The sequence below is a fragment of the Neisseria sp. HMSC31F04 genome (genome assembly GCF_001807735.1).
GTDB lineage: Bacteria > Pseudomonadota > Gammaproteobacteria > Burkholderiales > Neisseriaceae > Neisseria > Neisseria elongata.
This window is the reverse complement of sequence record NZ_KV790823.1, coordinates 85760-112528: the sequence shown is the minus strand read 5'-3', so window position 1 is coordinate 112528 and position 26769 is coordinate 85760. Positions and strand designations below refer to the sequence as shown.

Below are 26769 nucleotides of genomic sequence, written 5' to 3'. Positions count from 1 at the left end.
AGACGGCCTACACGGAGCACCGCATGACCCAACCCTTGGAAAAACTGGAAGCCCGCGTCTACCAACTGGTACAAAAATTCGAAACCCTGTTGGGCGAAAGCCGCAGACACCAACTGGAAAACGTCCGGCTCAAAGCCGAACAAAAACGCAAAGACGAACAGCACCAGGCGGCCGTAGACGAATTAAGCGAAGCCCTGCTGGTACAAGTAGACAAACTGAAACACGACCTTCAAAGCAAAATCGACATCCTGACGGAAGAAAACCGACACTACCGCACCCTATTGGAAGAAAGTGCCGCCGAAATCCGCCGACTGCTTGCCCGGCTGCCGACCAAAACGCCGTCTGAAACATCCCCGGAGACTGAAAAATGACACAACAAACCGAACAAGTTTCCGTATCCATCATGGGACGAACCTTCGGCATCGGAACCCCGACTTCCGAAAAAGCAACACTACTCCAAGCCGTAGACATGCTGAACCAAAAAATCGAAGCCATACAAAACGGCGGTCGTATTGTCGAAACCGACAAAATCATCATCATGGCCGCCTTAAATGTCGTCCACGACCTACTCAAAATCTCAATGAAAGATGGTTTGGCAATCGGAGAATTTGAGCGTAGAATAGCCGACATGGTTGGGGTGTGCGAAAAAGCACTATCCAAAGTTCCCTGACCCTCCCTTTTTCCCTGCGGTGTCCGTGAAGGCATACATTCCTTTGAACCAATACGTTCGCTTAAGGTTGTCGGGAGTGCAGTGGGCGCGAGCGTTCCTTTAGGAACGCACCCGAAACTGCCCGAGGCAGCCACCTTGTTTGACAAGGTTCAAGCGGATTGAGCCGAAACGCCACCGGCGGGGAAACCCTCAAAAAGCGGTACCGGACCATTTCGGTACCGCTTCACATTTACCCCTGCCAAACAAGCGCGGTGTTTTTACGGCGCAAACCACACAAGCCGCCGCAGCCGCACAACAAACCTTATCCTTGATTGACATCCATACGAGAACGCTCTAAAATCGGCAGCTTTCTATATACCTTTGGAATTACCCTATGAAAACCTTTTCAGCCAAACCGCACGAGGTGAAGCGCGAATGGTTTGTAATCGATGCCACAGATAAAGTTCTGGGTCGCGTTGCAGCCGAAGTCGCCAGCCGCCTGCGCGGCAAACACAAGCCCGAATATACACCGCACGTTGATACCGGCGATTACATCATCGTGATCAATGCGGACAAACTGCGCGTTACCGGTGCAAAATTCGAAGACAAAAAATACTATCGCCACTCAGGCTTTCCCGGCGGCATCTACGAGCGCACCTTCCGCGAAATGCAAGACCGCTTCCCCGGCCGCGCACTGGAAAAAGCCGTTAAAGGTATGCTGCCCAAAGGCCCTTTGGGTTATGCGATGATTAAAAAACTGAAAGTGTATGCAGGTGCAGAACACCAGCATGCCGCCCAGCAGCCCAAAGCTCTGGAATTGAAATAAGGACGCGACATGAACGGTAAATATTACTACGGCACAGGCCGCCGCAAAAGTTCGGTTGCCCGAGTATTCCTGCAAAAAGGCAGCGGTCAAATCATTGTAAACGGCCGTCCGGTCGACGAGTTCTTCGCCCGTGAAACCAGCCGCATGGTTGTCCGCCAACCCTTGGTTTTGACCGAAAATGCAGAATCTTTCGACATTAAAGTCAATGTAACCGGCGGCGGCGAAACCGGCCAATCCGGTGCTATCCGCCACGGCATTACCCGTGCGCTGATTGACTACGATGCAGCCCTGAAACCCGCATTGTCTCAAGCCGGCTTCGTTACCCGCGATGCTCGTGAAGTTGAGCGTAAAAAACCGGGCTTGCGCAAAGCACGTCGTGCAAAACAATTCTCGAAACGTTAATCCGTTTCTGCAAAAAACCCTGCCAACGCAGGGTTTTTTTTATTTTCATATTTTCAGATGCACTTAAATCCCGAAATGCATGATTGGAATAAGGTAAATCAATAAATTTGTAACATAAAGACAGTTTACTTCTTACCTTTATCCCCATCAGACATTCACACCAAGACACTTAGCCGGTTTAACGCAAAAACCAGTCGATTTATCCTATTGATACAGGCAAACCGTTTCGCTCCCTTTCATAGGCTTAATATTTTCAGACGGCCTCAGGCCGTCTGAAAATATAAGAAATCATGCCAGCGGTGCCAAAAGCTTGGCAAATGCCTCTTCAAACTGTTGCAAGCCGTCTTGCTGCAACCGCACCGCCAATGTTTCGACATCTATACCCAGCGCCGCAACTTCCTCCAATACCGCAAGTGCGGCATCGCTTTGCTCGGACAAAGTCGAATGCGCCGTACCCTGCTCGATAAAGGCTTTCAACGTTGCTTCCGGCACGGTATTGACCGTTTCCCTGCCAATCAGGCTGTCCACATACAATGTGGCCGGATAAGCCGGATCTTTCACGCCTGTAGAAGCCCACAGCAATTGGGCACGGTTTGCCCCCTGCTCCAACAATCCGGAAAAATCGCCGCCGTTAAAAAACCGCTGCCAATCCAAATAAGCGGCTTTAGCCAAAGCAATCGCCGTTTTACCGCGCAGATGCTCGGGCAACACGGCATCCAAGGCACTGTCGATACGCGAAATAAAAAAGCTGGCCACCACATGGATATCCGCCACTGCGCCGCCTGCAGCCAAACGTGCACGGATGCCGCGCACATAAGCTTCATAGGCTTTCAAGGTCTGTTGGCGCGAAAACAGCAGGGTCAGATTGACACTGATGCCGTCTGCCACCAAACCTTCCAATGCTTTCAAACCCTCATCGGTTGCCGGCACTTTGATCATTGCGTTTTTTCTGCCGATTGCCCGATGAAGCCGCCTGGCTTCGGCCACCGTGCCTTCGGCATCGTGCGCCAACTCAGGTGAAACCTCCAAGCTGACGAAGCCGCTTCGTCCGCCGTCGGCCTCATACGTCGGCAGGCATACATCGCAGGCAGCCTGCACATCGTCTATCGCCAAAGTTTCATAACGCTGTTTCGGCGACAAATCCTGCTGCTTCAAATCCGCCACATCGGCGGCATACAGAGGGTCTCCGGCAAAAGCTTTCTGAAAAATAGCCGGATTCGACGTTACCCCGCATACGCCTTTTGCCAGCCATTCGGCCAATCCGCCGCCCTGCACCAGCGAGCGGGATAAATTATCCAGCCAGATTTGTTGGCCCAAGGCTTTAACGTCCGATAAAATAGTCATTTCCGCTTCCTTATATCGAAATAAATAAGGAGCGCATCCTACGCGAAACACCATATTTGAACAAGGCAGACACCATGCAGACAAACGACGCAGAACAATACATCGAATGGGCAAGGGAAGTATTGCAAATCGAAGCCGACGGCTTGAAGGAAATTTCAAACGACCTCAACGGCACATTCGCCGCCGCCGTAGACACCATTCTTTCCTGCACGGGGCGGCTGGTGGTCATGGGTATCGGAAAATCCGGCCATGTCGGCGACAAAATCGCCGCCACACTGGCCTCCACCGGCACGCCGGCATTTTTCGTCCATCCTGCCGAAGCCGCCCATGGCGATTTGGGCATGATTGTGGACGGCGATGTCGTACTGGCCATTTCCAATTCGGGCGAAAGCGACGAAATTTCCGCCATCCTGCCAGCATTAAAACGCAAAAACATCTGCCTAATCTGCATTACCGCCCATCCCGAATCCACCATGGCGCGGCATGCCGACATCCACCTGACCGCCGCCGTTTCGCAGGAAGCCTGCCCGCTCGGCCTCGCCCCCACTTCCAGCACCACCGCCGTCATGGCCTTGGGCGACGCACTCGCCGTTGCCCTGCTTCGCGCACGCTCCTTTACCCGCGAAGACTTCGCCCTCAGCCATCCCGCCGGACGGCTGGGCAAGCGTTTGCTGTTGCGCGTGGTCGACCTGATGCACAGCGGCGACAACTCCCCCGCCGTAACCGAAGATACACCGCTGAAAGACGCTGTGGTCATCATGAGCGAAAAAGGGCTGGGGATGCTGGCCATTACCGACCAAGGAGGCCGTCTGAAAGGCATCCTGACCGACGGCGACCTGCGCCGCCTGTTCCAAAAATGCGAAACCTTTGCCGGACTGACGGTAAACGACGTGATGCACCCCAACCCGAAAAGCATCGCCCCCGACCGTCTCGCCACCGAAGCCCTGAAAGAAATGCAGCTAAACCATGTGAACGGCCTTTTGGTGGTGGAAGGCGACGACATACTCGTCGGCGCACTCAATATGCACGACCTGCTGGCGGCGCGCATCCTATAACGGTTTACAGCGGATAACCTCGCGCAACAACATCCGGGGAACAATCCCTTCGGATATTAAAGCGGCGGAAACACATCGCCTTGCATACCGTCCGCGCCTGCATTCCTGCGGCTTTCCAACCTTGTATCAAACTTGCTCATCCGCACTAAAAAGAGGCCGTCTGAAAAACGATTTTCAGACGGCCTCAGCCTTATATTCCACTCAAACAAACCCAGTTCGGACAAGAATCCGACTCCCATCAGGCAACCGGATTCCCGCAAAATCGGAATAAGTTTTCAGACGGCCTTAATTCAAGCCCAAAGTGCCACGCAGTTTGCCCAACTCTTCAGCCAACGTGTTAATCGGAGCCTGCAATTTCTTACGGTCGTCTTCCGACAACTTGTCATAGCTTTCAAAGCCGTCGCCTTTTTTGTATTTCGCCAGAATTTCGTTGATTTGTTTGAAGTTGGCATCCACGGTATCCAACAAGGCTTTGTCTTTCTCAGCAATCACATTGCGGAACAAATCGACGATTTTCTGCGCCCCTTCGATATTGGCTTGGAAATCGCTCAAATCGGTGTGGCTGTAACGGTCTTCCTCGCCGGTAATCTTCGAGCCGGCCACTTCTTCAATCAACACGGCCGCACCGCCGACCACTTTGCTCGGCGGGAAATTCAGCGTATCGATTTCAGCCTTCAGTGCTTTCACGTCTTTTTCCAGCTTGTCGGCGATGTCTTTCACGCCGTCCGTGCTTTTCTCAACCCACAAAGCATATTCGATGCGGTGGAAGCCGGTGAAATTGGGGTCTTTGGCCTGTTCTTTGAAGTCGTCCTCGCGCGCATCGATGGCGGGGTCGAGTTCGTTAAACAATTCGGCAATCGGCTCGATGCGTTCGTAGTGGGTACGCACGTCGGCAAACATCGCTTTGGCCTCTTCGATTTTGCCCGCTTTCACGGCAGCAACGAATTTTTCGGTTTTTTCGGTCAGCGCGGTGGCTTCGCCTTGAACGTAAACCTTATAGTCGGCCAACGGTTGCGCCAGTTTGCCCATATCCGCCTGAGCCGCTTCGGCCTTGAAGCCGCTGTCGGTAACAATCAGCTTGCCGCGCGGGTTGGTCAGCAGGCCGCAAGTCATTTCATAAGTGCCGGGCAGCAGGGTAACGGTCATTTTGTCAGACAGGCCGGGAGCGATGTTTTCACGCTCGTCCACCACCATCACGCCTTCCAAAATTTCCCATTCCAGCTTGCGGCCGCTGTTGTTTTTGATGTTGAACGTGGTTTTGCCGCTGGGGACGGTCAATTCCATCGGTTCGCAGGCCGAATCGTTTACGGCAATATTGACGCTGCCGTCGGCATTCGGTGCGGCAGGTTTGCCGGCCGAAGCGGTGTCGCCCGAAGCGGGGGCGGCGGGTTTGTCGGCCTCAGGCGGCTGACAGGCGGCCAAGCTCATGGCCAGCAAGACGGATAAAGCGATGTGGTTCATTTTCATAACGGGTTTCCTTTAGGGGATTTAACGGGAAGGTGAAACGGCTTTGCTGCCGCGTAAAAACCAAAATAAAGCGGGCAGCAGATAGGCGAAATACCAAGCGATGTCGCTGACCGTGGGATGGTCGGTATAGCCGAAGAAACCGCCCATCAGCACGCCCAGCGGGCTGTCTTCGTGCAAAACCTTAGACCAGTCGAACAATATGGTTTGGCCGATATTCCACACGCCTGCCTCATGCAGGGCGCGGAACGAACCCGACAGCAAACCGGCGGCGACGAAAATCAGGAACACGCCCGTCCAACGGAAGAATTTGCCCAAATTCAAACGGATGCCGCCCTGATACAGCAAAACGCCGATGACCACCGCCGTCGCCAATCCGGCCACCGCGCCCAAAGGCATTTTGTGGTCGCTGCTTTGGCCGAACACGGCAATCAGGAAAAACACGCTTTCCAAACCTTCGCGCGCCACGGCGAGAAACGCCATCAAAACCAACGCCCAGCCCGAACCGCCCTGATTGAGCGCGGCCTGGACGGAATCTTGCAAATGCTGCTTCATCGAACGGGCAGCCTTCTGCATCCACAACACCATATAAGTCAGCATGCCCACTGCCACCAAACCGATTGCACCGACGACGAATTCCTGCTCCTTTTGCGGGATTTCACCGGTAAGGCGATGGATGGCAAGGCCGATACCCACGCACAGCAGCGCGGCGGAAATCACGCCCAGCCAGACTTTGTTCATCAGATGATGATGCCCGGACTGTTTCAGAAAACCGGCCACGATGCCGACAATCAGCGCGGCCTCTATGCCCTCGCGCAACATAATTAAAAAAGCTATCAGCATGGTTTTAAGGTATTTTCAGTTAAATTGTGCAAATTATCCGCTGATACGGATATAAATGCAAACGGTTTTCAAATATATCTATATGTTTTACACCTTCAGACGGCCTCATTTTGCAGGATCGGACATTCATTTCATCCGGACCCAAACACCCGGCCGCCCTCATCTGCCGGACAGCCCGAAGGCATGGCAGCCTCCCCATTGCCGTTTCAGACGGCCACATTCGCCCGTCCGCCATATTTCTTTACACTTGCCGAAAAACCATCCCATTGTTTCCATTCATGCCCGAAAGGCCGTCTGAAAAAACATTTAATGTTAAAGAAGTAATTTTTTTACGCTATTGTGCGTTAAGCGGATTTACCTTATATTGCCGCACACTAAGGTTGCGAAACATTGCAAACCGTTTATCAGAAGAAAAAAAGGAAAATAGCATGGCACAAATTACATTGGACAAAACCGACCTCAAAATCCTGCAGGTATTGCAAAGCAACGGCCGCCTGACCAACGTCGAACTTTCCGAACGCGTCGCACTCTCGCCGTCTCCCTGCCTGCGCCGACTCAAACAACTCGAAGACGCGGGCATCATCCGCCAATATGCCGCCCTGCTCTCGCCGCAGGAAATCAAACTCGGCCTTCAAGCATTTATCCGCGTATCCATCGACAAATCGGGCGAATTGCGCGACCGCTTCGCCCAAACCGTGCAAACCTGGCCTGAAGTGTTAAGCTGTTTCGCACTCACCGGCGAAACCGACTACCTGCTGCATACCTTCTTCCCCGATATGAACGCCTTCTCCCATTTCGTGCTCGACACCCTGCTCTCCCACCCCGGCGTGCAGGATGCGAAATCCAGCTTCGTCCTCAAAGAACTGAAAAACACCACCGCCCTGCCGTTGGGACACCTCCAAACAACGGTATAAAGCGGCAAAACAAACAGGCCGTCTGAAAAGCGCAACCGAAACGGCAAACCCATTTCCGCGTTTTCAGACGGCCTCCTTTTACACAAAACCCGTCAGGAGCAAACCATGAACCTCCGCCCCTTCCGCCACATCCTGCCGCAACTGGGCAAACGCGTTTACCTGGATGCCGCCGCCGTCGTCATCGGCGATGTCGTATTGGCGGACGACGTATCCGTCTGGCCGTGCGCCGTCGTGCGCGGCGACGTCAACCACATCCGCATCGGCGCGCGCTCCAACATACAGGACGGCAGCGTGCTGCACGTCAGCGGCCGCACGGCGGCCAAACCCGAAGGTTCGCCATTGATTGTCGGCGAAGACGTTACCGTCGGCCACCGCGCCGTACTGCACGGCTGCACCATAGGCAACCGCGTGTTAATCGGCATGGGCGCGGTCGTCTTGGACGACGCGGTTATCGGCGACGACGTGATTATCGGCGCGGGCAGCCTGGTGCCGCCGCGCAAACGCCTGGAAGGAGGCTTCCTCTACACCGGTTCCCCCGTAAAAGCCGCGCGCGAACTGACGGCACAGGAACGCGCCTTCCTCGTTCAATCAGCAGCCAACTACACCGCCACGGCACAGGCCTATCGGGAAACGGACGGCGGCACGGCAGACTGAAGCTGTATATTGCGGCAAAACCGTGCCGCACCGAAGCCTCGCCTCATCGGATGACGGAAAGCGTGAAGCCCAACCAACCGCCGTACATGCCGATGAAACATAACGATGCCGCCATTCCCGCGCAGAAAAAAACCAAGCGGCAAAACGGCGGCAATACAGTAATTTCCGTTTGAATCGACAAAAAGGCCGTCTGAAAACATTCTTTCAGACGGCCTCAAATCATTTAAACCGCCATTGCAAAGGCGGCTGCGGCATTTTCTGCCCAAATCAATTGTCGGCTGCGTGCCAAGGCTTGGCCGCACCGGCGTGGAACGTAGGTTTTCCCCCGCCCCACAGCGTATCGATATCGTAAAAATCGCGCACGGCTGGCAGCATCACATGCACCACCAAATCGCCAGCATCCACCAAAGTCCATTCGCCGCTGTCGCCTTCGGTGCTGAGAATTTCAAAACCCGCCTCTTTCAAATCGACTGCCACGTTGTTGGCCAAAGCTTTGACCTGCCTGCTGCTGTCGCCGCTGGCAATAATCATGCGGGCAAACAGGGAGGTTTTGTCTTGGGTTTCCAAAACGGCAATGTCTTTGGCTTTCACGTCTTCCAAGGCCGAAACGGCGATTTCGACCATTTTCTGCAAATCCTGCAATTCTTGTTCTGTCATCATTTTTTCCATTTTGAACCGGCATGGTGCCGGCAGTTTATGAAGGAGGCTGTCTGAAAACCCGTTTTTCAGACGGCCTTTATTTGAAAACGGCAATATTCAAGCCGGAACGGCCCCGTTTTTTTCAGCAAAGTTCACCCCCGCCAACTGCGAACCGATAATGGCGTTACGTATCGCCGCCAATGCCTTGGGGCGGACGAAATTGCGGCGGTAGGCAAGCACCACGCGCCGGGTCGGCACTTTTTCGGCAAACGGGATGATACTGAACAGCAGGTGATCGTTTTCGGTCAGCGCGGTGGCCGGCAATACGCTGATGGCCAAGCCGCTGGCCACCATATGGCGGATGGTATTGATGGAGCTGCCCTGCAGCGTATTGGTCAGGCCGCTGATTTTCTGCTTGGCCGCCAATTCGTTGCAGCCGGCAAGCACGTTGTCGCGCATGCAGTTGCCCTCGGTCAGCAGCAAAACCTGCTCCTGCGCCAATTCGTGCTGGGTAACGGCATCGAGTTCTTCAAACGGATGCCCTTTGGGCACGATGACGAAAAAAGGTTCGTCATACAGCGGCTCGGTCAGAAGGCCTGTTTCCTGAAACGGCTCGGCAACGATGATGGCGTCCAAATCGCCGCGCTTGAGCGATTCGGTCAGCATGTGGGTGTAATTCTCTTCCAACATCAAAGGCATATTCGGCGCGATTTCACGCAGCGACAGAATCAGCTTGGGCAGAAGATACGGCGCAACGGTGAAAATCAGGCCGAGTTTGAACGCGCCGTCCAATTCATTCTGCTCTTCGCTGGCCAGCTGGCGGATAACGTCGGCTTCATCCAAAACACGCCGTGCCTGCGCCACAATACGCCCGCCCGCTTCGGTGGTGATAACCTCATTGCTGCTGCGGTCGAACAAAGAGAGTGCCAGCTCTTCTTCCAACTTCTTTATCGCAATCGAAAGCGTGGGCTGGCTGACATGGCAGCGTTGGGCGGCCCGGCCGAAATGCCGTTCTTGCGCAACGGCAACAATGTAACGCAATTCGGTCAGTGTCATGGCTTATGCCTTTTTCGGCTGGTCCGGCAGGGTGATGTTCAACTCCAACACGTCCAAGCCGTCCTGTTTTTCTTGAGAAATTCGGATATCGTCAAGCGAAACGTTCACATATTTCGACAACACTTCCAACAGTTCTTTCTGCAAGGTGGGCAGATAGTCGGGAGCCTGGGATTTGACCCGCTCCTGCGCGATGATAATCTGCAGGCGGTCGCGGGCAACTTCGGCCGATTTCTGTTTTTTGCCGAACAGTATATCGATCAACGACATATCAACCTCCGAACAAACGTTTGAAGAAGCCTTTTTTCTCGGCATCCAGGAAACGCATTTCGCGGTTTTCGCCCAACAGGCGGGCAATCACGTCTTTGTAGGCTTCTGCGGCCACCGCATCCTGCTGATGGATGACGGGCGTGCCGGCATTGGAGGCCTGCAATACGTTTTGCGATTCGGGAATCACGCCGATCAGCGGGATGCGCAGGATATCGCAGATGTCGTCCACCGACAGCATCTCGCCTTTTTCAACCCGCTCCGGCGAATAGCGCGTAATCAGCAGGTGTTCTTTCACTTTTCCGCCCTGCTCCGATTTGCGGGATTTGCTTTGCAGGATGCCGAGGATGCGGTCGGAATCACGTACGCTGGAAACCTCGGGATTCGTGGTTACGATGGCTTCATCGGCAAAATACAGTGCCATCAGCGCGCCTTGTTCGATACCGGCGGGCGAATCGCAGATGACGAATTCAAAACCCATCTCGCAGGTCAGCGTGTTCAATACTTTTTCCACGCCTTCTTTGGTCAGCGCGTCTTTGTCGCGTGTTTGCGAGGCGGGCAGGATGAACAGTTTGTCGCAATGTTTGTCTTTAATCAGAGCCTGGTTGAGAGTGGCTTCCCCTTGGATGACGTTAATCAGGTCGTATACCACGCGGCGTTCGCAGCCCATAATCAAATCCAGGTTGCGCAAGCCGACGTCGAAGTCGATAACGGCGGTTTTATGGCCGCGAAGTGCCAAACCGGAAGCAATACTCGCACTGGTGGTGGTTTTGCCCACACCGCCTTTGCCTGAAGTTACAACGATGATTTTTGCCACAATGTTTCCTTTACTTTAATGCAAAATATTCAGGGTTCGAATGATACGGCATCCGGCTAAGCCGCGATGGCCGCAATGACCAAACGGTCGTCCTGCAGGTGTATCTGTACCGGTTTCCGATATAAATGTTCGGGCAACTGCTGCTCGAAGTTGCGGTAGATGCCCGCGATCGATACCAGTTCGGCCTGCATGGAATGAATGAAAATGCGTGCGTCGCGCCGTCCTTTGGCCCCCGCCAGCGCGCGGCCGCGCATCGATGCGTAGATATGGATGTTGCCGTCGGCAATCAGCTCCGCCCCTTCGCTGACCGTTCCGGTAACGATTAAGTCGGCGTTTTCCGCATACACCTGCTGCCCGGTCCGCACCGGCTCGGCAACCAGCACGGTCGGATGTCCGGCCTGCTTGGCCGTTTCGGATGCGATTTCACCCGTGATTTCGGCCACCGTCCCCGCATCCGCCGTTTCCAGCGGAACAGGCCGCTCTTTGCCCGGTGGCGTAAAAGGCAGGCCGTTAGCGGCCGCCGTTGCCGCCCAGACTTCGTCGCTGTGCCGCAAGGCGGCGACAGGCAGGCGGTGACGGCGGAAAACGGCCAGCACGGCGGGCAAATCGGCCTCGGACGGACGAAAATCCTGCATATCCAATATCAGCGGCAGGTTGAGCTCGCGATATTGCGCCGCGCACTTGGCCAATGCGGCATCCAATGCGGCGGCATCAGCATCGTGCAGATAAACGGCCAATGCGTCGGTGCGGGCGGATTTGATTTCAAAAGCAGGTTTCATGCTGCGGATACCATAAATTTTTTAAATAGACGCAGTTTACTGTATTTGCACGCCCCCATCAATTTTATTTATCCTTCAAGGCCGTCTGAACGGCTTTCAGACGGCCTGCGATTATTTTCGGCTATAATGCCGCCGTTTTTTATCGATAACCCCGTTTTTCCATGATACGTTTCGAACAAGTTTCCAAAACCTACAGAGGTGGTTTCCAGGCGCTGAAAAACGTCAGTTTCCAAATTGAAAAAGGCGAGATGATTTTTGTCGCCGGCCATTCGGGCGCAGGCAAATCGACGGTCCTCAAACTGATTGCCGGCATTACCAAACCGTCTTCCGGCAAAGTGTGGATGAACGGCCGCGACATCGGCAGCCTGAACGATAACCAAATCGGCTTCCTGCGCCAGCATATCGGCATCGTCTTCCAAGACCACAAAATCCTGTTTGACCGCAGCGTGCTGCAAAACGTCCTGCTGCCGTTGCAAATCATCGGTTACGGCCGTGCCGAAGCAGAAAAACGCGCACGGGTGGCAATTGCGAAAGTCGGACTGGCCGGACGTGAAAACGCCGATCCCGTCACCCTTTCCGGCGGCGAACAGCAACGCCTGTGCATCGCGCGCGCCGTCGTCCACCAGCCCAGCCTGCTGATTGCCGACGAACCCTCGGCCAACCTCGACCGCGCCTACGCACTCGACATCATGGAACTGTTCAAAACCTTTCACGAAGCGGGCACCACCGTCATCGTCGCCGCCCACGACGAAACCCTGATGGCCGATTACGGCCACCGCATTTTGCGCCTGCAGGAAGGCAGGTTTGCCTCATGAACTACTTTACCCTACACTTCGAAGCGGCCAAAAACGCCGTCCGCCAGCTGTTCAAACAACCTTTGGCCACCCTGCTGATACTCGTCATGCTGGCCATCGCCATGAGCCTGCCGCTGGCACTCTATCTCGGCGTGCAAAGCAGCCAGGCCGTACTCGGCAAACTGAACGAATCGCCGCAAATCACCCTATATATGGAACAAAACGCCGACGAAGCCGACAGCGCCGTCGTCAAAGAACTGCTTGCCGCCGACAAACGGATTGAAAAAAGCGAATTTATCGGCAAGACGCAGGGCTTGAGCGAACTGCAAACCAGCATGGGCGAGCAAGACATCGTCTCCATGCTCGACAGCAACCCGCTGCCCGACGCATTCGTCGTCAGCCCCAAGCCGGGCGGCACGCCGTCTGAAATGCAGACACTGAGGCAGGATTTGGCCAAGCTGCCGATGGTGGAATCCGCCCAACTCGACACCGAATGGATGCAAACCCTCTACCAAATCGACGATTTCGTCCAAAAAGTGTTGGCCTTCCTGTCCGTTACCCTCAGCGTGGCCTTCGTTTTGGTGGCACACAACACCATCCGCCTGCAAATCCTCAGCCGCAAAGAAGAAATCGAAATCACCAAACTCCTAGGCGCGCCGTCCTCCTTCATCCGCCGCCCCTTCCTCTATCAGGCCGTCTGGCAGAGCCTCCTGGCCGCAGGCCTGAGCCTTGCCCTGTGCGCCTGGCTGATACATGCCACCCAACCCTTAGTGGCACAGATTTTCCGCCCCTACGGCCTCAACATCGAATGGCGTTTCTTCCACACATGGGAATGGCTGTCCGTCTGCGGCATCGTCGCCGCACTCGGCATCGCCGGCGCATGGCTGGCCACACGGCAACACCTGCTCAGCTTTAAAGCCAAACGCTGACACACAGGCCGTCTGAAAACGAGCGCAGCGAGTTTCTGCGAAGCTAAAATGAGGCTTCCATCAGGAAGCAGAATTTCTGCTAAGCTAAAACGAGATTTCCGTCAGGAAACAAGATTTCTGCAAAACAGAAACAAAAACTGCAAAATCCAAACACACTCGCCAAACCCTTTCAGACGGTCTCCCGACCCACCCACCACAGCGAGCAACCCATGCACAAACACCTCCTCCCCCTTGTCCTGATGACCGCCGCGAGCATCGTTTCCGCCGCACCGACGCCCAACAACGAAATCACCCGCCGCGCCGACACAACCGTCCTCTCGCAGCAGCACAACGCCTACACCTTCCACACACTCGACATCAAAGACAGCCAAAACCGACCGCACCGCATCTTCGTCGGCATTCCCAAAGCCGCCCCGCCCGCCCGCGGCTTTCCCGCCCTTTACGCACTTGACGGCAACGCCCTGCTCGAATACCTCGCCCCCGACCGCCTCAAACTCCCGCCCGAGCAACTGCCCGTCCTCGTCCTCATCGGTTACCCGACCGAACTGCGCTTCGATACCGCCGCCCGCGCCTACGACTACACCCCGCCCGACCCGCAAGGCAAAACCATGCCCGACCAGCTAACACCCGAACGCAGCAACGGCGGCGCACCGCAATTCCTCCATTTCATCCTGCACCAAGTCCGGCCGCAAATCGACCGCCTCGCCCCCACCGACCCGCACAAACAAACCCTATGGGGGCACTCCTACGGCGGCCTGTTCGTCCTCCACACCCTGTTCAACGAGCCGCAGGCCTTCACCCGCTACGTTGCCGCCGACCCCTCGCTGTGGTGGCAAAACGGCCTGATGCTGCAATACGCCGAACCGTTTTTCAGACGGCCTCCCCCAAGCAACCTGAGCCTTACCATCGAAAAAAGCGGTACAAACGACAACAAACGACCCGCCAACCCGCAACAGGCCGCCATGCTATCCCACCGCGAAGCCGTTACCCGCGCCGTACCGCCCGACAGCGCAAAACAGCTGACCGAACGCCTGCGGCAACACGGCCTGCAGGTGCAATACCGCCACCACGCCGACCTCACGCACGGCGGACTGCTGACCGAATCGTTCGAACAAACCCTGCCCGAAGCAGCCAAATAAACACAGGCTGTCTGAAAACCCTGCTTCCGTCAGGAAGCAGGGTTTCTGCGAAGTTAAAACGAGCGCAGCGAGTTTCTGCGAAGCTAAAACGGAGCTTCCGCTAGGAAGAAGGGTTTCTGCAAAATCCAAACAACTTTTCCGACAAGCATCGGCGTTGCTGCGGAATCCCAATAAAACCTTTGCCGCTGCCGCAAACCTTACCAAGCAACCGCAACCAGTCTTTTCAGACGGCCTCGGATGCCCTGCCGCCCCTGCCTCCAATCAGAAAGGAAAATCAATGAATGCCCAAGACGTATTGGATTTTTGGTTTGCCGAACCAAACCGCCCGTTTTGGTTTGCCAAAAACGACGATTTCGACCAACAAATCCGCAGCCGTTTTTTCCCGCTGTGGCAACAGGCGGCGGCAGGAGAGCTGGCCGACTGGCGCGACACTTTGCGCGGCAGGCTGGCCGAAATCATCGTACTCGACCAATTTTCGCGCAACCTGTTCCGCGACAGCCCGGCCGCCTTCGCGCAAGATTTGGCCGCCGTCTGCCTCGCGCAGGAAGCCCTCCGCCTGCCCGGATTCGCCGCCATGCAAGAAGAAGAGCGGCATTTCATACTGATGCCGCTGATGCACAGCGAAAGCCGCGCCATCCACACCCAAGCCGCCGCGCTGTTCGAACGCTACACTTCCGAATCAGCGTCGGATTTCGAATTGCGGCATAAAGCCGTCATCGACCGCTTCGGCCGTTATCCGCACCGCAATGCCGTTTTGGGCCGGGAAAGCACGGCTGAGGAACAAGATTTCCTCAGCCGGCCGGGTTCGTCGTTTTAAACACAACCGCCTGCCTGCCGGAAGCGGTATTTCCCGCCGTATGGCCGATACGTTTTAGGTTAAAATGACCCTTCCTTCCCTATTTTTCAGACGGCCTCCATCATGTATTCACTACTCCGACCCCTGATTTTCCGCCTGGAACCCGAACAGGCTCACCACACCACTTTGGCCATGCTGAAACTGGCCGCCCGTTTCGGTCTGACCGCCCCCGTGCCGCCGCGCAGCCGTCCCACCGAACTGATGGGCCTGCAACTGCCCAATCCGGTCGGACTGGCCGCCGGACTGGACAAAAACGGCGAATACATCGACGCGCTGGCCGCACTCGGTTTCGGCTTCATCGAAATCGGCACCGTTACCCCCAGGCCGCAGGACGGCAACCCGCAGCCGCGCCTGTTCCGCCTGCCCGAGCAACAGGCCATCATCAACCGCATGGGTTTCAACAACCACGGCATCGACGCAGCCATTCGCAACATCGAAAAAAGCGCGTACCGGGGCATACTGGGCATCAACATCGGCAAAAACGCCGTTACCCCGATTGAAAACGCCGCCGACGACTATTTAATCTGTCTGGAAAAAGCCTACGCCCATGCCGACTACATCACCGTCAATATTTCCTCGCCCAACACCAAAAACCTGCGCGCCCTGCAAGGCGGCGACGAACTGACCGCCCTGCTGACCGCACTGAAAGACAAACAGGCGCAACTGGCCGTATCCCACGGCCGCTATGTGCCGCTGGCAGTCAAAATCGCGCCCGACCTGGACGAAACGCAAATCGCCGACATCGCCCATGTGGTGCAAAACGTTGAAATGGACGGCATCATCGCCACCAACACCACCATCGACAAAACGGCCTTGGGCAACCATCCGCTCGCCCAAGAACAAGGCGGCCTCAGCGGCCTGCCGGTGCGCGAAAAAAGCAATCTCGTCCTGCGCCGTTTGGTCGAAATATTGGGCAGCACCGTCCCCATCATCGGCGTAGGCGGCATCGTCTGCGGCGAAGATGCGGCGGAGAAACTGCGGCTCGGCGCAACGGCGGTCCAACTCTACAGCGGCCTAATCTACCAAGGGCCGGAGCTGGTACGCGAATGCATGGACTCCTGCCGCTGAATCAATACATCAGGCCGTCTGAAAAACCTTTTTCAGACGGCCTTTTTGACAGCTTTACACTTCGATTACACTCCTCTAATTTTCCCCTAATCCGAATACGGTTTAATAACACCCATCGAAACAACATTCACCAACCGAAAGGAAAACATCATGAAAAAATTCCTCATTACCGCCATCATCGCCCTGTCTGCTGCTTCTGCTTCGGCCAACGACTACATCGAACATCAAATTTACAGCGATAAAAACTTCGAACAGAACCGTGCCAAAGCAGTCAGAATGTTGGAACAACGCGGTTACCAAGTACACGAAGTCGATCCCGACGACCACTGGGGCAAGCCTGTACTGGAAATCGAAGCCTATAAAAACGGCCGCGAATACGACATCATCCTGTCCTATCCCGATCTGAAAATCATCCGTGAGACAATAGACTACTAATCCGTCTGCACCACATTCAAACAGGCCGTCTGAAAACCTTTTTCAGACGGCCTGTTTTCTTTTGGCAAACAACGGCGGGCGTTTATTCAATACTCAACCGTTCCATGCGGTAACGCATCGAACGGAAACTGATGCCCAGCAGCTTGGCGGCCTGCGTGCGGTTGTAGCGCGTAATTTGCAAGGCCTGCTCGATAATCGAACGCTCCAATAGGTCGAGATATTCCTGAATCTGCGTCTGACCGGGAATAAACTGCGGCAAATCGTCGAAATTCATCGGCGGCAGTTCCGCAGCATCGTCCGCAGCCGTTTCGACGACGGCTTCAGCCTGCGGCTCGGCTGCCGAACGGGTCGGCAAATCGCTGAGGCGCGGGCCGTTTCCTGCGGTCAGCTGCAAATCATCAACTTGGATGATGTTGCCGATTGTCAGGGCGATGGCGCGTTCCAAGATGTTTTCCAATTCGCGGAAGTTGCCCGGATAGCTGTACGACAACAAGGCTTCCTGTGCTTTAGGGCTGAGTTTGTAGCCGCCCGGCACGCCGTCGCGGTATTTGTTCAACAGGCGCAGAATCAGGCCGCCCAAATCTTCGCGCATCTCGCGCAGCGGGGGCATATGCAGGGTAACGACGTTGAGGCGGTAGTATAAGTCTTGGCGGAATGCGCCGCTTTCTACCAACGCTTCCAGGTTTTTGTGGGTGGCGCAGATGATGCGCACGTCCACAGGTGTTTCTTTGGCATCACCGATGCGGCGGACGGCCTTTTCCTGAATGGCACGCAGGAGTTTAACCTGCATGGCCAACGGCAAATCGGCGACTTCATCGAGGAAGAGCGTACCGCCGTCGGCATGTTGGAAAAAGCCGAGACGGTCTTGGTCGGCGCCGGTAAAGCTGCCTTTTTTGTAACCGAAAAATTCGCTTTCCATCAGGTTTTCGGGAATCGCGCCGCAGTTCACCGCGATAAACGGGCCGACAGTACGCGGCGACAGTTCGTGTATGCTGCGGGCGGCCTGCTCTTTACCCGAACCGGATTCGCCGGAAATGTAAACCGGCACGTTACTTCCGGCCAAGCGGCGGATTAAGTGGCGCACTTCCACCATCTGCGGCGACATACCTAAAAGGCGCGGCATATCGATATCGCCACCGACTTCCGGCTCGGGTGCCATGCCTGCTGCAGCCTGGGTATTTTGCGTCGGGGCACTGCGGAAACGCTCGCGCAGGGAACTCAATGCACTCGGAGGCGTCATCGGACGGTCTATACCGCCGGAAATGCCTTTCCTGACGGTTTTTGCCGCGCTTTCAGACGGCCTTGAGGGGACGGCGGCTATGGGCTGCGGCCTCGGCGGTACGAATGAAGGAACAGGTTGGGCAGCCGGAGCGGGAGTAGGTGCGGCTGGTTCGGCCTGAGGCTTTTCTTCAGGTTCATTTACTTTGACTGCCGATTTGACCAACGAACGCAGTTGCGACAAGGTAATCGGTTTTTGCAGGTAGTCGAACGCACCCTCTTTCAATGCCTCCACTGCCTGGTCGGCATTACCGAAAGCGGTAATCACGGCCACGGGCGTGTCAAGCATCAGCTTATTGATATGCTGTACCACTTCCAAACCCGAACCGTCGGGCATGCGCATATCCGTCAATACCAGCGAATAGTCGTTGTTTTCCAATTTTTCTTTGGCATCGTCCACGCCGACGGCGGTTTCCACCCGCAGCCCCATCTTCATCAGGGTCATTTCCATCAGGTCGCGAATGTCCGCCTCATCGTCTACGACCAATACTGGATATTGCAGATCGTTACTCTTCATGATTGTTGTCTTTCGGTAAAATCAATTCGAATCCATTCAATTCGGGATGGTAGTGCAACTGTCCCAAGTTGGCATGAGCCAGTTCGCGTGCAACATACAGTCCCAGCCCGGTGCCGCCTTTTTCGGTAGTGAAAAACGGCTCGAACAGCTGGTTGCGGATTTCGGGAGCCGCTCCCGGGCCATCATCCGACACCACGATCGAAACATTCAGTTTGCCGCTCGGCTTAATTGATACTTGGATGGCATCACTGCCTTTCGTACTGTGCCGCCAAGCGTTGTTGCACAAATTCCACATAATTTGCTGTACATGCATGGGATCGGCCGTAACAGTCAGATTTTTCCCCTGCATTTCCATTTTGATGCAGCCGACCGAGCTTGGGTTGTTCAGTGTAAATTCCTGCTTGAATGCCAGCCAGAATTTCATCAGATTGATGCTTTCACGGCCGAGGTTGTCTTTTTTATTCAAGGTGGAAATATCTTCCAGCATCTTGTCGATACGACGAATATTACCGTCGATGATACCGTGCAGTTTCTTGCTGACCGGGTCTTCTATGTTTTCCTGCAGCAGGTCGTTGGCATGACGGATGGCAGACATCGGATTGCGGATTTCATGCGCCAGATTGGCGGTCAGCTGGCCGAGGGAAGCCAGTTTGGTTGCCATGGCTTCGGCTGCGATTTCACGCAACGAGCGCAAAAACAACATCAGCAATTTGCCGTCTTCCTGCACCATGGGCACGGCACGGACGTGCATGGAAAACCGATGCAGATGGATGTCGGCCTCAAATGATTTTTCAGGGTTTAACAACCAACGCGCAACCAAATCTTCGAAAATCGGTTCTTTATGCTCTGCCGCCAAGCCGGAAAAATAATTCTTCGCCTGACGGTTAAACAGCCATACTTTCAATTCCGGATCAATCACAATCACCGCTTCCTGCACCCGGTTCAACACCAGCTGGTTCAGCCCGCGCACGCGGTTGTAGTTCCGTTTGTGCTTCCGTGCCGAAGCATTGGCATCACGCAGGAAAGTGGCACTGTATGAAGTAAGATAAGCCACGGCAAACGATGCACCAATCAACATAATGGCGGTACCGATATTTCGGCCGTCCCATGTGTCGGCATCCAAACTCAATTGGTCGCTCAAAAACATCACGCACAGGATGCACACTGTGGTAAAACCGGCATACAGGGCCGGAAACTTGCCGTAACTGAGCATGCACGATGTGGCGACAAACGGCAGCACCAAAATACCGACACCCGTCCCTATACCGCCTGTCAAGTACACCAAGGCCATAATCATCACAATATCGACTACCGCACTGGCATTGGGCAATTTATCGTTTTCCTGCCGCACCCAATGCGGCCGGGCAATCGAAATCAGGGTAATTCCGGCATAAACGGCGGCCCAAATGTAGAAAATGGTTGGCGGCACCATTTTTTTCAGCCCGGCGTTTTCCGAGAAAACCGACATCATATACAGCACAAACATCGACAGCAGGATGGTCAGCCGGCAGACATTAAGCAGCCACGGAATGCGGTCTACCTGCTCGTTCCATTCTTCGGTTTTCGGTAAAAAAGACTTATCCATGTTCGTATTAGTTTCGCAATTGTTTTGCCGGTTATTCCGGTGATTTTATTCGATAGGATTATCGCACGGCGGCTTTCGCAGCGTTTTCAGACGGCCTCGGCGGTTAATCGCCCGCCTTAATGGTTTTCAGACGACCTGATACGTCCAAAACCTTCCCTTTTTTGCCGCGCTTGCCGTCGATGTCGCAAATGCGCAATTTTTCCTGATGCGCCGCGCCGCGCTTGCCGACGGTTTCGACGATGAATTCCGCAGACGTGGTCACGAGAACGTGTTCCAAAGACGCACCGTCGGTCAGCGACATCAACTGCAAACCGCGCCCTTTGGGCATAACTTTGAGTTCGCCGATGGAGAACGCCAAGAGGCGGTGGTCGCTGCTGGCCAGTACGATTTTGCAGTCGGGATTGATGGGCGAAGAGGCATAAACCGCAATCGGCGGCAGGACGGTTTCGCCGCTGTCCACGGTCATCACCACTTTGCCTGCTTTCACGCGTCCGACCATATCGCCCAGTTTGGCGATGAAGCCGTAGCCGCCGCTGCCTGAGAGTAGGTAATGTTGTTCGGGCTGTCCGGTGAGCATGGCAACAGGTTTCGCGCCGTTTTGCAGCTCGATTAGCGATGAAACCGGCACGCCGTCGCCGCGTCCGCCGGGGATTTCGGCGGCATCGAGCGTGTAGGTTCTGCCCAATGAATCGAGGATGACAACGGGTAAAACGGTGCGGCCTTCAAGGGTTTGCTTGAGGCGGTCGCCTTCTTTGAACGCGGTTTGGCTTAAATCGAGGTTGTGTCCGGCGCGGCTGCGTATCCAGCCTTTTTCCGACAAAATCAGCGTGATGGGTTCGTCGGCGGTGGTTTGCGTCAGCACGGCGCGTCCGGCCTCCTCCACCAGTGTGCGGCGCGCGTCGCCGAACTGCTTCATGTCCGCCTGCATCTCCTTGATAATCAGCTTGCGTTTTTCGTTTTCGTCGTCCAAAAGAATATTCAGACGACCCTGTTCCTCACGCAATTCATTCAATTCTTTTTCGAGTTTGAAACCTTCCAAACGCGCCAACTGGCGCAGGCGGATTTCCAAAATGTCTTCGGCTTGGATTTCGGTCAGCCCGAATGCCGCCATCAGGTCGGTCTTCGGGTCGTCTGATTCGCGGATGACTTTAATCACTTCGTCGATGTGCAGAAAGACTTTCAGACGACCTTCAAGGATGTGCAGCCGTTTTTCCACTTGGTTCAAACGGAATTTCAGACGGCGTGTTACGGTAACGACGCGGAAATCTAACCATTCCTGCAAAATCGTTTTCAGGTTTTTCTGCGCGGGGCGGTTGTCCAGACCCATCATCACCAAGTTCATGGACACATTGCCTTCCAGTGAAGTCTGTGCCATCAGCGTGTTGATGAAGGTATCCGTATCGATGCGGCTGGATTTCGGCTCGAACACCAGTCGCACGGGATGTTCGCCGTCGGACTCGTCGCGCACGCGGTCGATTAAATCCAGCATCAGCTTTTTGGTGTTGAGCTGGTCTTGGTTGAGCTGCTTTTTGCCCACTTTCGGTTTCGGGTTGGTTTGCTCTTCGATTTCGGCAAGGATTTTGGCGGAATTGGCGTTCGGCGGCAGCTCGGTCACAATCACGCGCCATTGTCCGCGTGCCAGCTTCTCGATTTCGTAACGCGCACGCACGCGCACGCTGCCCTTGCCGGTTTCGTAAATCCGGCGCAATTCGTCCGCCGGCGTAATGATTTGACCGCCGCCGGCAAAGTCGGGGGCGGGAATGTATTGCATCAGATCGGCGGTTTCCAGCGTCGGTTTCTTCAACAGCGCAATCGCCGCCTGCGTGACCTCGTTCAAATTGTGCGACGGAATCTCGGTCGCCATGCCCACTGCAATACCCGACGCACCGTTGAGCAACACCATAGGCAGGCGGGCGGGCAGGTGCAGCGGTTCGTCAAACGCGCCGTCGTAGTTCGGCACAAAATCCACCGTCCCCTGATTAATTTCGGACAACAGCAATTCCGCAATCGGCGTGAGGCGCGCTTCGGTGTAACGCATCGCCGCCGCCCCGTCGCCGTCGCGCGAACCAAAGTTGCCGATGCCGTCGATTAAGGGATAGCGCAAGGTAAAATCCTGCGCCATGCGGACCATCGCCTCATAGGCGGAACTGTCGCCGTGCGGGTGGTATTTACCTAAAATCTCGCCGACCACGCGCGCCGATTTCACCGGCTTCGCCCCCGCCGTCAAACCCATATCGCGCATGGCAAACAAAATGCGCCGCTGCACGGGCTTCTGGCCGTCTGAAACTTCAGGCAGAGCGCGGCCTTTGACCACACTCATGGCGTATTCGAGATAGGCGCGTTCGGCGTACTGACCTAACAGCAGGTAGTCTTCGCCGACGGGGGATGGGACGGAAACGTGTTCGTTCATGTACAAAAAATCGGGCAAGCAAAAGTTAAGGGACGGTATTGTAAAGCAAATACCTCTTTTTGGCATCGGTATGCGGAATCAGGCATGAGGCCGTCTGAAAAAACCGCACATGGTTTTCAGACGGCCTCATGATGTCGGACGGATGCTTACACGCCCATCAGGGGAATCAGCAGCGGCACTAAAACTGCGGTCAATACGCCGTTGAAAATCAGCCCGAGGCTGGCATAGGCGGCAAACTTTTTCCCGCGCTCCAACGAGGCGGCAATGCCCATCGCGTGCGAGGCCGAACCCATCGACATCCCTTGCGACATCGGCTTGGTCAGCGTACCCGCGCTCATGATGCGGTAACCCGCCATCTGCCCGATCATGCCAGCGGCGATAACGGTGGCGGCGGTAATGGCGGGAATCCCGCCTATGCTTTGGGTGATTTCGATGGCAATCGGATTGGTGACCGATTTAGCGGCCAGGCTTAACACCACATCGCGCCCCGCGCCCATAAATTTGGCGATATACACCGCGCTGACGATGCCGGTAACGCTGCCTACGGCCTGCGACAGCACAATCGGCAGCCATTGGCGGCGGATTTTGTCCCAATTCAAATAAAGCGGCACGGCCAGTCCGACCACCACCGGCTTGAGCCAGAAATCGATAAACTGCGCCGCGTTGTGATAGGCGGCGTAATCTATGCCCGTAAGTTTCAAATAAAGGATGACGACGGCGGTGGTGCACACCACGGGATTGACAAACATGCTGCCGGTACGCGCCCGCAGCAGATTGACCGCCCAATAAAACGTAATCGTCAGCCACAGCAACACAATCGGATGGCGCAACATTTCCATTTCAACGCCTCCGCAGCAATTCGTGGGTCTTGCCTGTGGCGAACATCACCGCCAGCGTGCTGAACAGCGTGGATGCCGCAATCGCCCAAAAATCCTCGGCCAGCAAATCGAAATACCCCATCACCGCGACGCAGGGCGGCACGAGAAACAGCGAGAGGTTGGCCATCATCACGTCCACCAGCCCCTGAAGCCAGGCCGCCTTCACCCACTTCATGTGCAGCGAAACAAACAGCAAGGCCATGCCGATGATGCTGCCGGGCAGTTTCATGCCCGTAAAATGAATCACGGCCTCCCCCAAGGCGAGGAAGCCGAAAATAATGCTGAGCGCGCGTATCAGGTGCATGGATGTGTCCTCTAATGAATCGATATTTTTCTTATCGGCCGAACAAAAGGCGGCCTGAATGTGATTTACTATAGCCGCCTGCTTAACAAAAGGCAACACGGCGGCAACCTGTCCCGACACGGAGAGAGGCCGTCTGAAAACCCGAAATGCGGTTTTCAGACGGCCTCCAAACCGGATTTAAAGCAGGCTTATTTGCGCGCCTGAGCCTTTTTCTCCGCCGCTTCCAAACGCGCGGCCACATAATCCACCATCAAATCCTTCTTCTCCCAGAAAAAGGTTTGCATTTTTTGCAGCGAATAAATGCGGCGCACCATGCCCGGCAAACCCTCATGGATAATCGCGGCCACCAACTTATTGGTTTCCTCCGCATCCATCGCCGTTTTCAGGTCTATACCGCGCTCGGCCAAAAAGGCATTCAAATTCTTAACTACGCCGCCGTGGATTTCAAACTGTTTCAACATCACGCTTTCCCTTATGGATTTGGTTTAAGGACATCCATTTTAACAAAATCCGCCCCTGCCTACTATATAATGCCGCCCGACCCGTATCACGGGCAGAAAGGCCGTCTGAAAATGTATCCCTGGTTTAAACTGCTGCACCTCTTCTTCATCATCTCCTGGTTTGCCGGACTTTTCTACCTGCCGCGCATCTATGTGAACCTCGCGCAGGTGGAAGACACCGAATCCGCCGAATACCGCCGCCTGATCGGAATGTCGCGGCGGCTGATGCGCTTCATGACCCCGCTGGGCATCGGGGCCGCCCTGTTCGGCATCCTCATCCCCTTCGCCACCGGCTGGTGGGTTTACGGCTGGGTGCACCTCAAACTCACGCTCGGCCTCCTCCTCCTCGCCTACCATGCCTACTGCGCCCGCCTGCTGCACGACTTCGCCGCCCGCCGCAACCGCCGCAGCCACAAATGGTACCGCGTCTTCAACGAAATACCCGTCCTGATGATGATTGCCGCACTTTACCTCGTTATATTCAAACCATTCTGAAAGGCCGTCTGAAAATGACCATCGAAATAGAACGCCGCTTCCTCCCCGCAAACGACGGCTGGCGCGCCGAAGCCGGCGAACCCGAACTGCTCGCCCAAGGCTACCTCAGCGTCGAAAAAGAACGCACCATCCGCGTCCGCATCATCGGCAACCAAGCCTGGCTGACCCTGAAAGGCTACATTTCCGACATCACCCGCAGCGAATACGAATACGAAATCCCCCTCGAACACGCACGCGAAATCATGAACACCATGTGCCCGTTCACACTGGAAAAACACCGCTACACCGTCCGACACGGCGGCTTCACCTTCGAAATCGACGAATACTTCGGCGCAAACGCCCCGCTCGTCGTTGCCGAAATCGAACTGCCCGCCGAAGACACCCCCTTCGAACGCCCGTCCTGGCTGGGTCGCGAAATCACCGCCGACGGCCGCTACACCAACGCCTACCTGAGTAAACACCCTTATTCCGACTGGCCGCCGCAGGAGCGCGAAGCCTGAAACCGCAGCACACGGATGACGAAACCGCCGGCACACATTATCATAGCCGCCGTCCCAACCGACATTTAAGGAAAACACCATGTACGAAGTAAACCGAAGCCTCTTCCTGCTGATTCCCCGCGAACCCTTCTGGCACTGGCTGCACAGCATAGGCGCCGACCTTTCCGACTTCACCCTCGAAGACCTGCAAGACGATGCCAACGCCTACCTCACCGACCCCTGCGACAACACAGACGAAATCTGGGACAGCATCGAAGGCCGCGTCGAAGAAATCTTCGCCGCCGAACTGGCCGACTGGTGCGAAGACGACAGCCTGTGGCCCGACCTCCACCCCGACATCTTCGCCGAATGGTTCGACATCCGCACCGCCACAGTCGTTACCGACCTCACCGCAGAACCGCTCGCACGCGAAGCCTTCCAACCGCTGGATTTAGACTGAAAATGAGCGACACCGCCATCCGCATCCGCAACTACCACCTCGACGGATACGGCCACGTCAACAACGCGCGCTACCTCGAATTCCTCGAAGAAGCGCGCTGGCATTTTTTCGAACGGCACAACCTGCTCGCCGGCTTGGGCGGCATTTCCATCCTTGTCGCCCGTGCCGACATCCGCTACCTGCGCCCCGCCGCCGAAGGCGACACCCTCCTCATCCGCAGCAGCATCCGCACACTCGAACCAGGGCGCACCGTCATCCGCCAAACCGCAACCCTGGAGCATAACGGCAAAACCGCCGTTCAGGCCGACATCACCGTCGTCCCCGTTTCAGATGGCCGCGGCACCTGCTTCCCGCCCGACGTTTACAACCTCCTGCAACAACTGCAAAACCGCCAACCATGAAAAAACTCATCTCCGTCGTCGCAGCCGCCCTCATCGCCGGCCTGCTGGCCTTCGTCCTGATACCCGCCAAACCGGCCGCCCCCGCCTTTTCCCTGACCGCCCTCGACGGCCGCCCCGTAAACAACGGCACCCTGAACGGCAAAGTCAGCTTCATCAATTTCTGGTATCCCTCCTGCCCCGGCTGCGTCAAAGAAATGCCCCTGGTCATCAAAATGGCGCACGACTACCAATCGCGGCCGGACTTCCAAGTCATCGGCATCTCCCTGCCCTTCGACCCCCTCCCCGCTGTACAAACCTACGCCGCCGAAAAAGGCATGAACTTCACCGTCGCCTACGACGGCGGAAAAACCGCCGCCACGGCCTTCGGCACGCAGGTTTACCCGACTTCCGTCCTCATCAACAAAAAAGGCGAAGTCTTGAAAACCTTCGTCGGCGAACCCGATTTCGCCGAACTCTACCGCCAAATCGACGAAGAACTGGCGAAATAACTCCGACACCAAACAGAGGCCGTCTGAAAACACCTTTCAGACGGCCT

The 26769-nt window shown here is 55.6% G+C and carries 34 protein-coding genes and 1 other RNA gene; 20 read left to right on the top strand and 15 right to left on the bottom strand.

Annotated features, from left to right (window positions below; genetic code table 11):
* The first annotated feature begins 23 nt into the window (after positions 1-23).
* The 5 genes from HMPREF3107_RS09135 to rpsI all read left to right on the top strand — a co-directional run bounded on the left by HMPREF3107_RS09135 (position 24) and on the right by rpsI (position 1877).
* Entirely contained in the window at positions 24-371 is a 348-nt protein-coding gene (locus HMPREF3107_RS09135; RefSeq protein WP_003769464.1) for a hypothetical protein, read from the top strand.
* A complete protein-coding gene (locus HMPREF3107_RS09130; protein WP_049248624.1) occupies positions 368-670 on the top strand; it encodes a cell division protein ZapA in 303 nt (100 codons plus the stop codon). Before HMPREF3107_RS09135 ends, HMPREF3107_RS09130 begins: the two co-directional genes overlap by 4 nt.
* 8 nt (positions 671-678) lie before the next feature.
* Positions 679-858, top strand: a non-coding RNA gene (gene ssrS / locus HMPREF3107_RS09125) — 6S RNA.
* Positions 859-1043: 185 nt separating this feature from the next.
* A complete protein-coding gene (gene rplM, locus HMPREF3107_RS09120; protein WP_003769458.1) occupies positions 1044-1475 on the top strand; it encodes a 50S ribosomal protein L13 in 432 nt (143 codons plus the stop codon).
* 9 nt (positions 1476-1484) lie between these two features.
* Positions 1485-1877, top strand: a complete 393-nt coding sequence (gene rpsI / locus HMPREF3107_RS09115; protein ID WP_003769457.1) for a 30S ribosomal protein S9 — start codon at positions 1485-1487, stop codon at positions 1875-1877.
* Positions 1878-2165: 288 nt separating this feature from the next.
* Here the strand turns inward: rpsI and tal are convergent, their stop codons facing one another.
* Positions 2166-3221 (bottom strand): transaldolase, encoded by a 1056-nt coding sequence (gene tal / locus HMPREF3107_RS09110; protein WP_070455035.1) that lies wholly within the window; start codon positions 3219-3221, stop codon positions 2166-2168.
* 74 nt (positions 3222-3295) lie between these two features.
* Here tal and HMPREF3107_RS09105 point away from each other — a divergent pair, with 74 nt between their 5' ends.
* Positions 3296-4276 carry a KpsF/GutQ family sugar-phosphate isomerase gene (locus HMPREF3107_RS09105; RefSeq protein WP_070455034.1) on the top strand — a complete coding sequence of 327 codons (981 nt, stop codon included), beginning with the start codon at positions 3296-3298 and terminating at the stop codon, positions 4274-4276.
* 56 nt (positions 4277-4332) lie between these two features.
* Here HMPREF3107_RS09105 and HMPREF3107_RS11955 read toward each other — a convergent pair whose 3' ends face one another.
* Genes HMPREF3107_RS11955 through efeU form a run of 3 tightly spaced genes read right to left on the bottom strand, consistent with a single transcriptional unit; the run spans position 4333 to position 6583 of the window.
* A complete protein-coding gene (locus HMPREF3107_RS11955) occupies positions 4333-4515 on the bottom strand; it encodes a hypothetical protein (RefSeq protein ID WP_141742866.1) in 183 nt (60 codons plus the stop codon).
* A 46-nt stretch (positions 4516-4561) separates the two neighbouring features.
* Positions 4562-5743 carry an iron uptake system protein EfeO gene (gene efeO / locus HMPREF3107_RS09100; protein ID WP_070455033.1) on the bottom strand — a complete coding sequence of 394 codons (1182 nt, stop codon included), beginning with the start codon at positions 5741-5743 and terminating at the stop codon, positions 4562-4564.
* A 21-nt stretch (positions 5744-5764) separates the two neighbouring features.
* Positions 5765-6583, bottom strand: a complete 819-nt coding sequence (gene efeU, locus HMPREF3107_RS09095; protein WP_070455032.1) for an iron uptake transporter permease EfeU — start codon at positions 6581-6583, stop codon at positions 5765-5767.
* Between the two features lie 428 nt (positions 6584-7011).
* Between efeU and HMPREF3107_RS09090 the strand changes: the two genes are divergently transcribed.
* Positions 7012-7497, top strand: a complete 486-nt coding sequence (locus HMPREF3107_RS09090; protein WP_070455031.1) for an Lrp/AsnC family transcriptional regulator — start codon at positions 7012-7014, stop codon at positions 7495-7497.
* Positions 7498-7602: 105 nt separating this feature from the next.
* Positions 7603-8151, top strand: coding sequence for a gamma carbonic anhydrase family protein (locus tag HMPREF3107_RS09085; protein WP_070455030.1), 549 nt, complete (start codon positions 7603-7605; stop codon positions 8149-8151).
* A 267-nt stretch (positions 8152-8418) separates the two neighbouring features.
* On the opposite strand, the gene rsfS is transcribed toward HMPREF3107_RS09085, so the two are convergent.
* From rsfS to minC, 5 genes are all read right to left on the bottom strand, one after another.
* Positions 8419-8808: a ribosome silencing factor gene (gene rsfS, locus HMPREF3107_RS09080; RefSeq protein WP_070455085.1), complete on the bottom strand. Its 390-nt coding sequence runs from the start codon at positions 8806-8808 to the stop codon at positions 8419-8421.
* 99 nt (positions 8809-8907) lie between these two features.
* Positions 8908-9846 (bottom strand): LysR substrate-binding domain-containing protein, encoded by a 939-nt coding sequence (locus tag HMPREF3107_RS09075; RefSeq protein ID WP_070455029.1) that lies wholly within the window; start codon positions 9844-9846, stop codon positions 8908-8910.
* A 3-nt stretch (positions 9847-9849) separates the two neighbouring features.
* Entirely contained in the window at positions 9850-10113 is a 264-nt protein-coding gene (minE, locus tag HMPREF3107_RS09070; RefSeq protein ID WP_070455028.1) for a cell division topological specificity factor MinE, read from the bottom strand.
* Position 10114: 1 nt separating this feature from the next.
* Positions 10115-10927, bottom strand: coding sequence for a septum site-determining protein MinD (gene minD / locus HMPREF3107_RS09065; RefSeq protein WP_070455027.1), 813 nt, complete (start codon positions 10925-10927; stop codon positions 10115-10117).
* A gap of 56 nt (positions 10928-10983) precedes the next feature.
* Positions 10984-11706 carry a septum site-determining protein MinC gene (gene minC / locus HMPREF3107_RS09060; protein WP_070455026.1) on the bottom strand — a complete coding sequence of 241 codons (723 nt, stop codon included), beginning with the start codon at positions 11704-11706 and terminating at the stop codon, positions 10984-10986.
* A gap of 161 nt (positions 11707-11867) precedes the next feature.
* Between minC and ftsE the strand changes: the two genes are divergently transcribed.
* The 6 genes from ftsE (at position 11868) to HMPREF3107_RS09030 (ending at position 16927) form a co-directional block, all read left to right on the top strand.
* The gene (gene ftsE, locus HMPREF3107_RS09055; RefSeq protein WP_003769425.1) at positions 11868-12521 is read left to right on the top strand and encodes a cell division ATP-binding protein FtsE; all 654 of its coding nucleotides are present in this window, start codon (positions 11868-11870) and stop codon (positions 12519-12521) included.
* The gene (gene ftsX, locus HMPREF3107_RS09050) at positions 12518-13429 is read left to right on the top strand and encodes a permease-like cell division protein FtsX (RefSeq protein WP_070455025.1); all 912 of its coding nucleotides are present in this window, start codon (positions 12518-12520) and stop codon (positions 13427-13429) included. Before ftsE ends, ftsX begins: the two co-directional genes overlap by 4 nt.
* 209 nt (positions 13430-13638) lie before the next feature.
* A complete protein-coding gene (locus HMPREF3107_RS09045) occupies positions 13639-14568 on the top strand; it encodes an alpha/beta hydrolase (protein ID WP_070455024.1) in 930 nt (309 codons plus the stop codon).
* Between the two features lie 277 nt (positions 14569-14845).
* Positions 14846-15385 carry a DUF924 family protein gene (locus tag HMPREF3107_RS09040; RefSeq protein ID WP_070455023.1) on the top strand — a complete coding sequence of 180 codons (540 nt, stop codon included), beginning with the start codon at positions 14846-14848 and terminating at the stop codon, positions 15383-15385.
* Positions 15386-15487: 102 nt separating this feature from the next.
* The gene (locus tag HMPREF3107_RS09035; protein WP_070455022.1) at positions 15488-16492 is read left to right on the top strand and encodes a quinone-dependent dihydroorotate dehydrogenase; all 1005 of its coding nucleotides are present in this window, start codon (positions 15488-15490) and stop codon (positions 16490-16492) included.
* A 150-nt stretch (positions 16493-16642) separates the two neighbouring features.
* Positions 16643-16927, top strand: coding sequence for a PepSY domain-containing protein (locus HMPREF3107_RS09030; protein ID WP_049249047.1), 285 nt, complete (start codon positions 16643-16645; stop codon positions 16925-16927).
* Between the two features lie 82 nt (positions 16928-17009).
* Here the strand turns inward: HMPREF3107_RS09030 and HMPREF3107_RS09025 are convergent, their stop codons facing one another.
* From HMPREF3107_RS09025 to HMPREF3107_RS09005, 5 genes are all read right to left on the bottom strand, one after another.
* Entirely contained in the window at positions 17010-18722 is a 1713-nt protein-coding gene (locus HMPREF3107_RS09025; protein ID WP_070455021.1) for a sigma-54-dependent transcriptional regulator, read from the bottom strand.
* Positions 18712-20307 carry a two-component system sensor histidine kinase NtrB gene (locus tag HMPREF3107_RS09020; RefSeq protein WP_070455020.1) on the bottom strand — a complete coding sequence of 532 codons (1596 nt, stop codon included), beginning with the start codon at positions 20305-20307 and terminating at the stop codon, positions 18712-18714. Before HMPREF3107_RS09020 ends, HMPREF3107_RS09025 begins: the two co-directional genes overlap by 11 nt.
* Before the next feature lie 103 nt (positions 20308-20410).
* Entirely contained in the window at positions 20411-22717 is a 2307-nt protein-coding gene (parC, locus tag HMPREF3107_RS09015; RefSeq protein ID WP_070455019.1) for a DNA topoisomerase IV subunit A, read from the bottom strand.
* Between the two features lie 146 nt (positions 22718-22863).
* Complete coding sequence (locus tag HMPREF3107_RS09010) at positions 22864-23556, bottom strand: LrgB family protein (RefSeq protein ID WP_070455018.1); 693 nt, start codon at positions 23554-23556, stop codon at positions 22864-22866.
* A gap of 1 nt (position 23557) precedes the next feature.
* Positions 23558-23899, bottom strand: a complete 342-nt coding sequence (locus tag HMPREF3107_RS09005; RefSeq protein ID WP_040665497.1) for a CidA/LrgA family protein — start codon at positions 23897-23899, stop codon at positions 23558-23560.
* A 60-nt stretch (positions 23900-23959) separates the two neighbouring features.
* Between HMPREF3107_RS09005 and HMPREF3107_RS12200 the strand changes: the two genes are divergently transcribed.
* Positions 23960-24103, top strand: coding sequence for a hypothetical protein (locus HMPREF3107_RS12200; RefSeq protein ID WP_168160542.1), 144 nt, complete (start codon positions 23960-23962; stop codon positions 24101-24103).
* Here HMPREF3107_RS12200 and HMPREF3107_RS09000 read toward each other — a convergent pair.
* A complete protein-coding gene (locus HMPREF3107_RS09000; protein WP_049249042.1) occupies positions 24088-24360 on the bottom strand; it encodes a hypothetical protein in 273 nt (90 codons plus the stop codon). The genes HMPREF3107_RS12200 and HMPREF3107_RS09000 overlap by 16 nt on opposite strands.
* Before the next feature lie 111 nt (positions 24361-24471).
* Between HMPREF3107_RS09000 and HMPREF3107_RS08995 the strand changes: the two genes are divergently transcribed.
* From HMPREF3107_RS08995 to HMPREF3107_RS08975, 5 genes are all read left to right on the top strand, one after another.
* The gene (locus HMPREF3107_RS08995; RefSeq protein WP_070455017.1) at positions 24472-24894 is read left to right on the top strand and encodes a CopD family protein; all 423 of its coding nucleotides are present in this window, start codon (positions 24472-24474) and stop codon (positions 24892-24894) included.
* A 14-nt stretch (positions 24895-24908) separates the two neighbouring features.
* On the top strand, positions 24909-25394 hold the full coding sequence (locus tag HMPREF3107_RS08990) for a CYTH domain-containing protein (protein ID WP_070455016.1): 486 nt from the start codon (positions 24909-24911) through the stop codon (positions 25392-25394).
* A 79-nt stretch (positions 25395-25473) separates the two neighbouring features.
* On the top strand, positions 25474-25833 hold the full coding sequence (locus tag HMPREF3107_RS08985; RefSeq protein WP_003769391.1) for a hypothetical protein: 360 nt from the start codon (positions 25474-25476) through the stop codon (positions 25831-25833).
* Positions 25834-25835: 2 nt separating this feature from the next.
* Positions 25836-26234, top strand: a complete 399-nt coding sequence (locus tag HMPREF3107_RS08980; protein ID WP_070455015.1) for an acyl-CoA thioesterase — start codon at positions 25836-25838, stop codon at positions 26232-26234.
* A complete protein-coding gene (locus HMPREF3107_RS08975) occupies positions 26231-26722 on the top strand; it encodes a TlpA family protein disulfide reductase (protein ID WP_070455014.1) in 492 nt (163 codons plus the stop codon). The genes HMPREF3107_RS08980 and HMPREF3107_RS08975 overlap by 4 nt, the downstream gene beginning before the upstream one ends.
* The last annotated feature ends 47 nt before the right edge of the window (positions 26723-26769 follow it).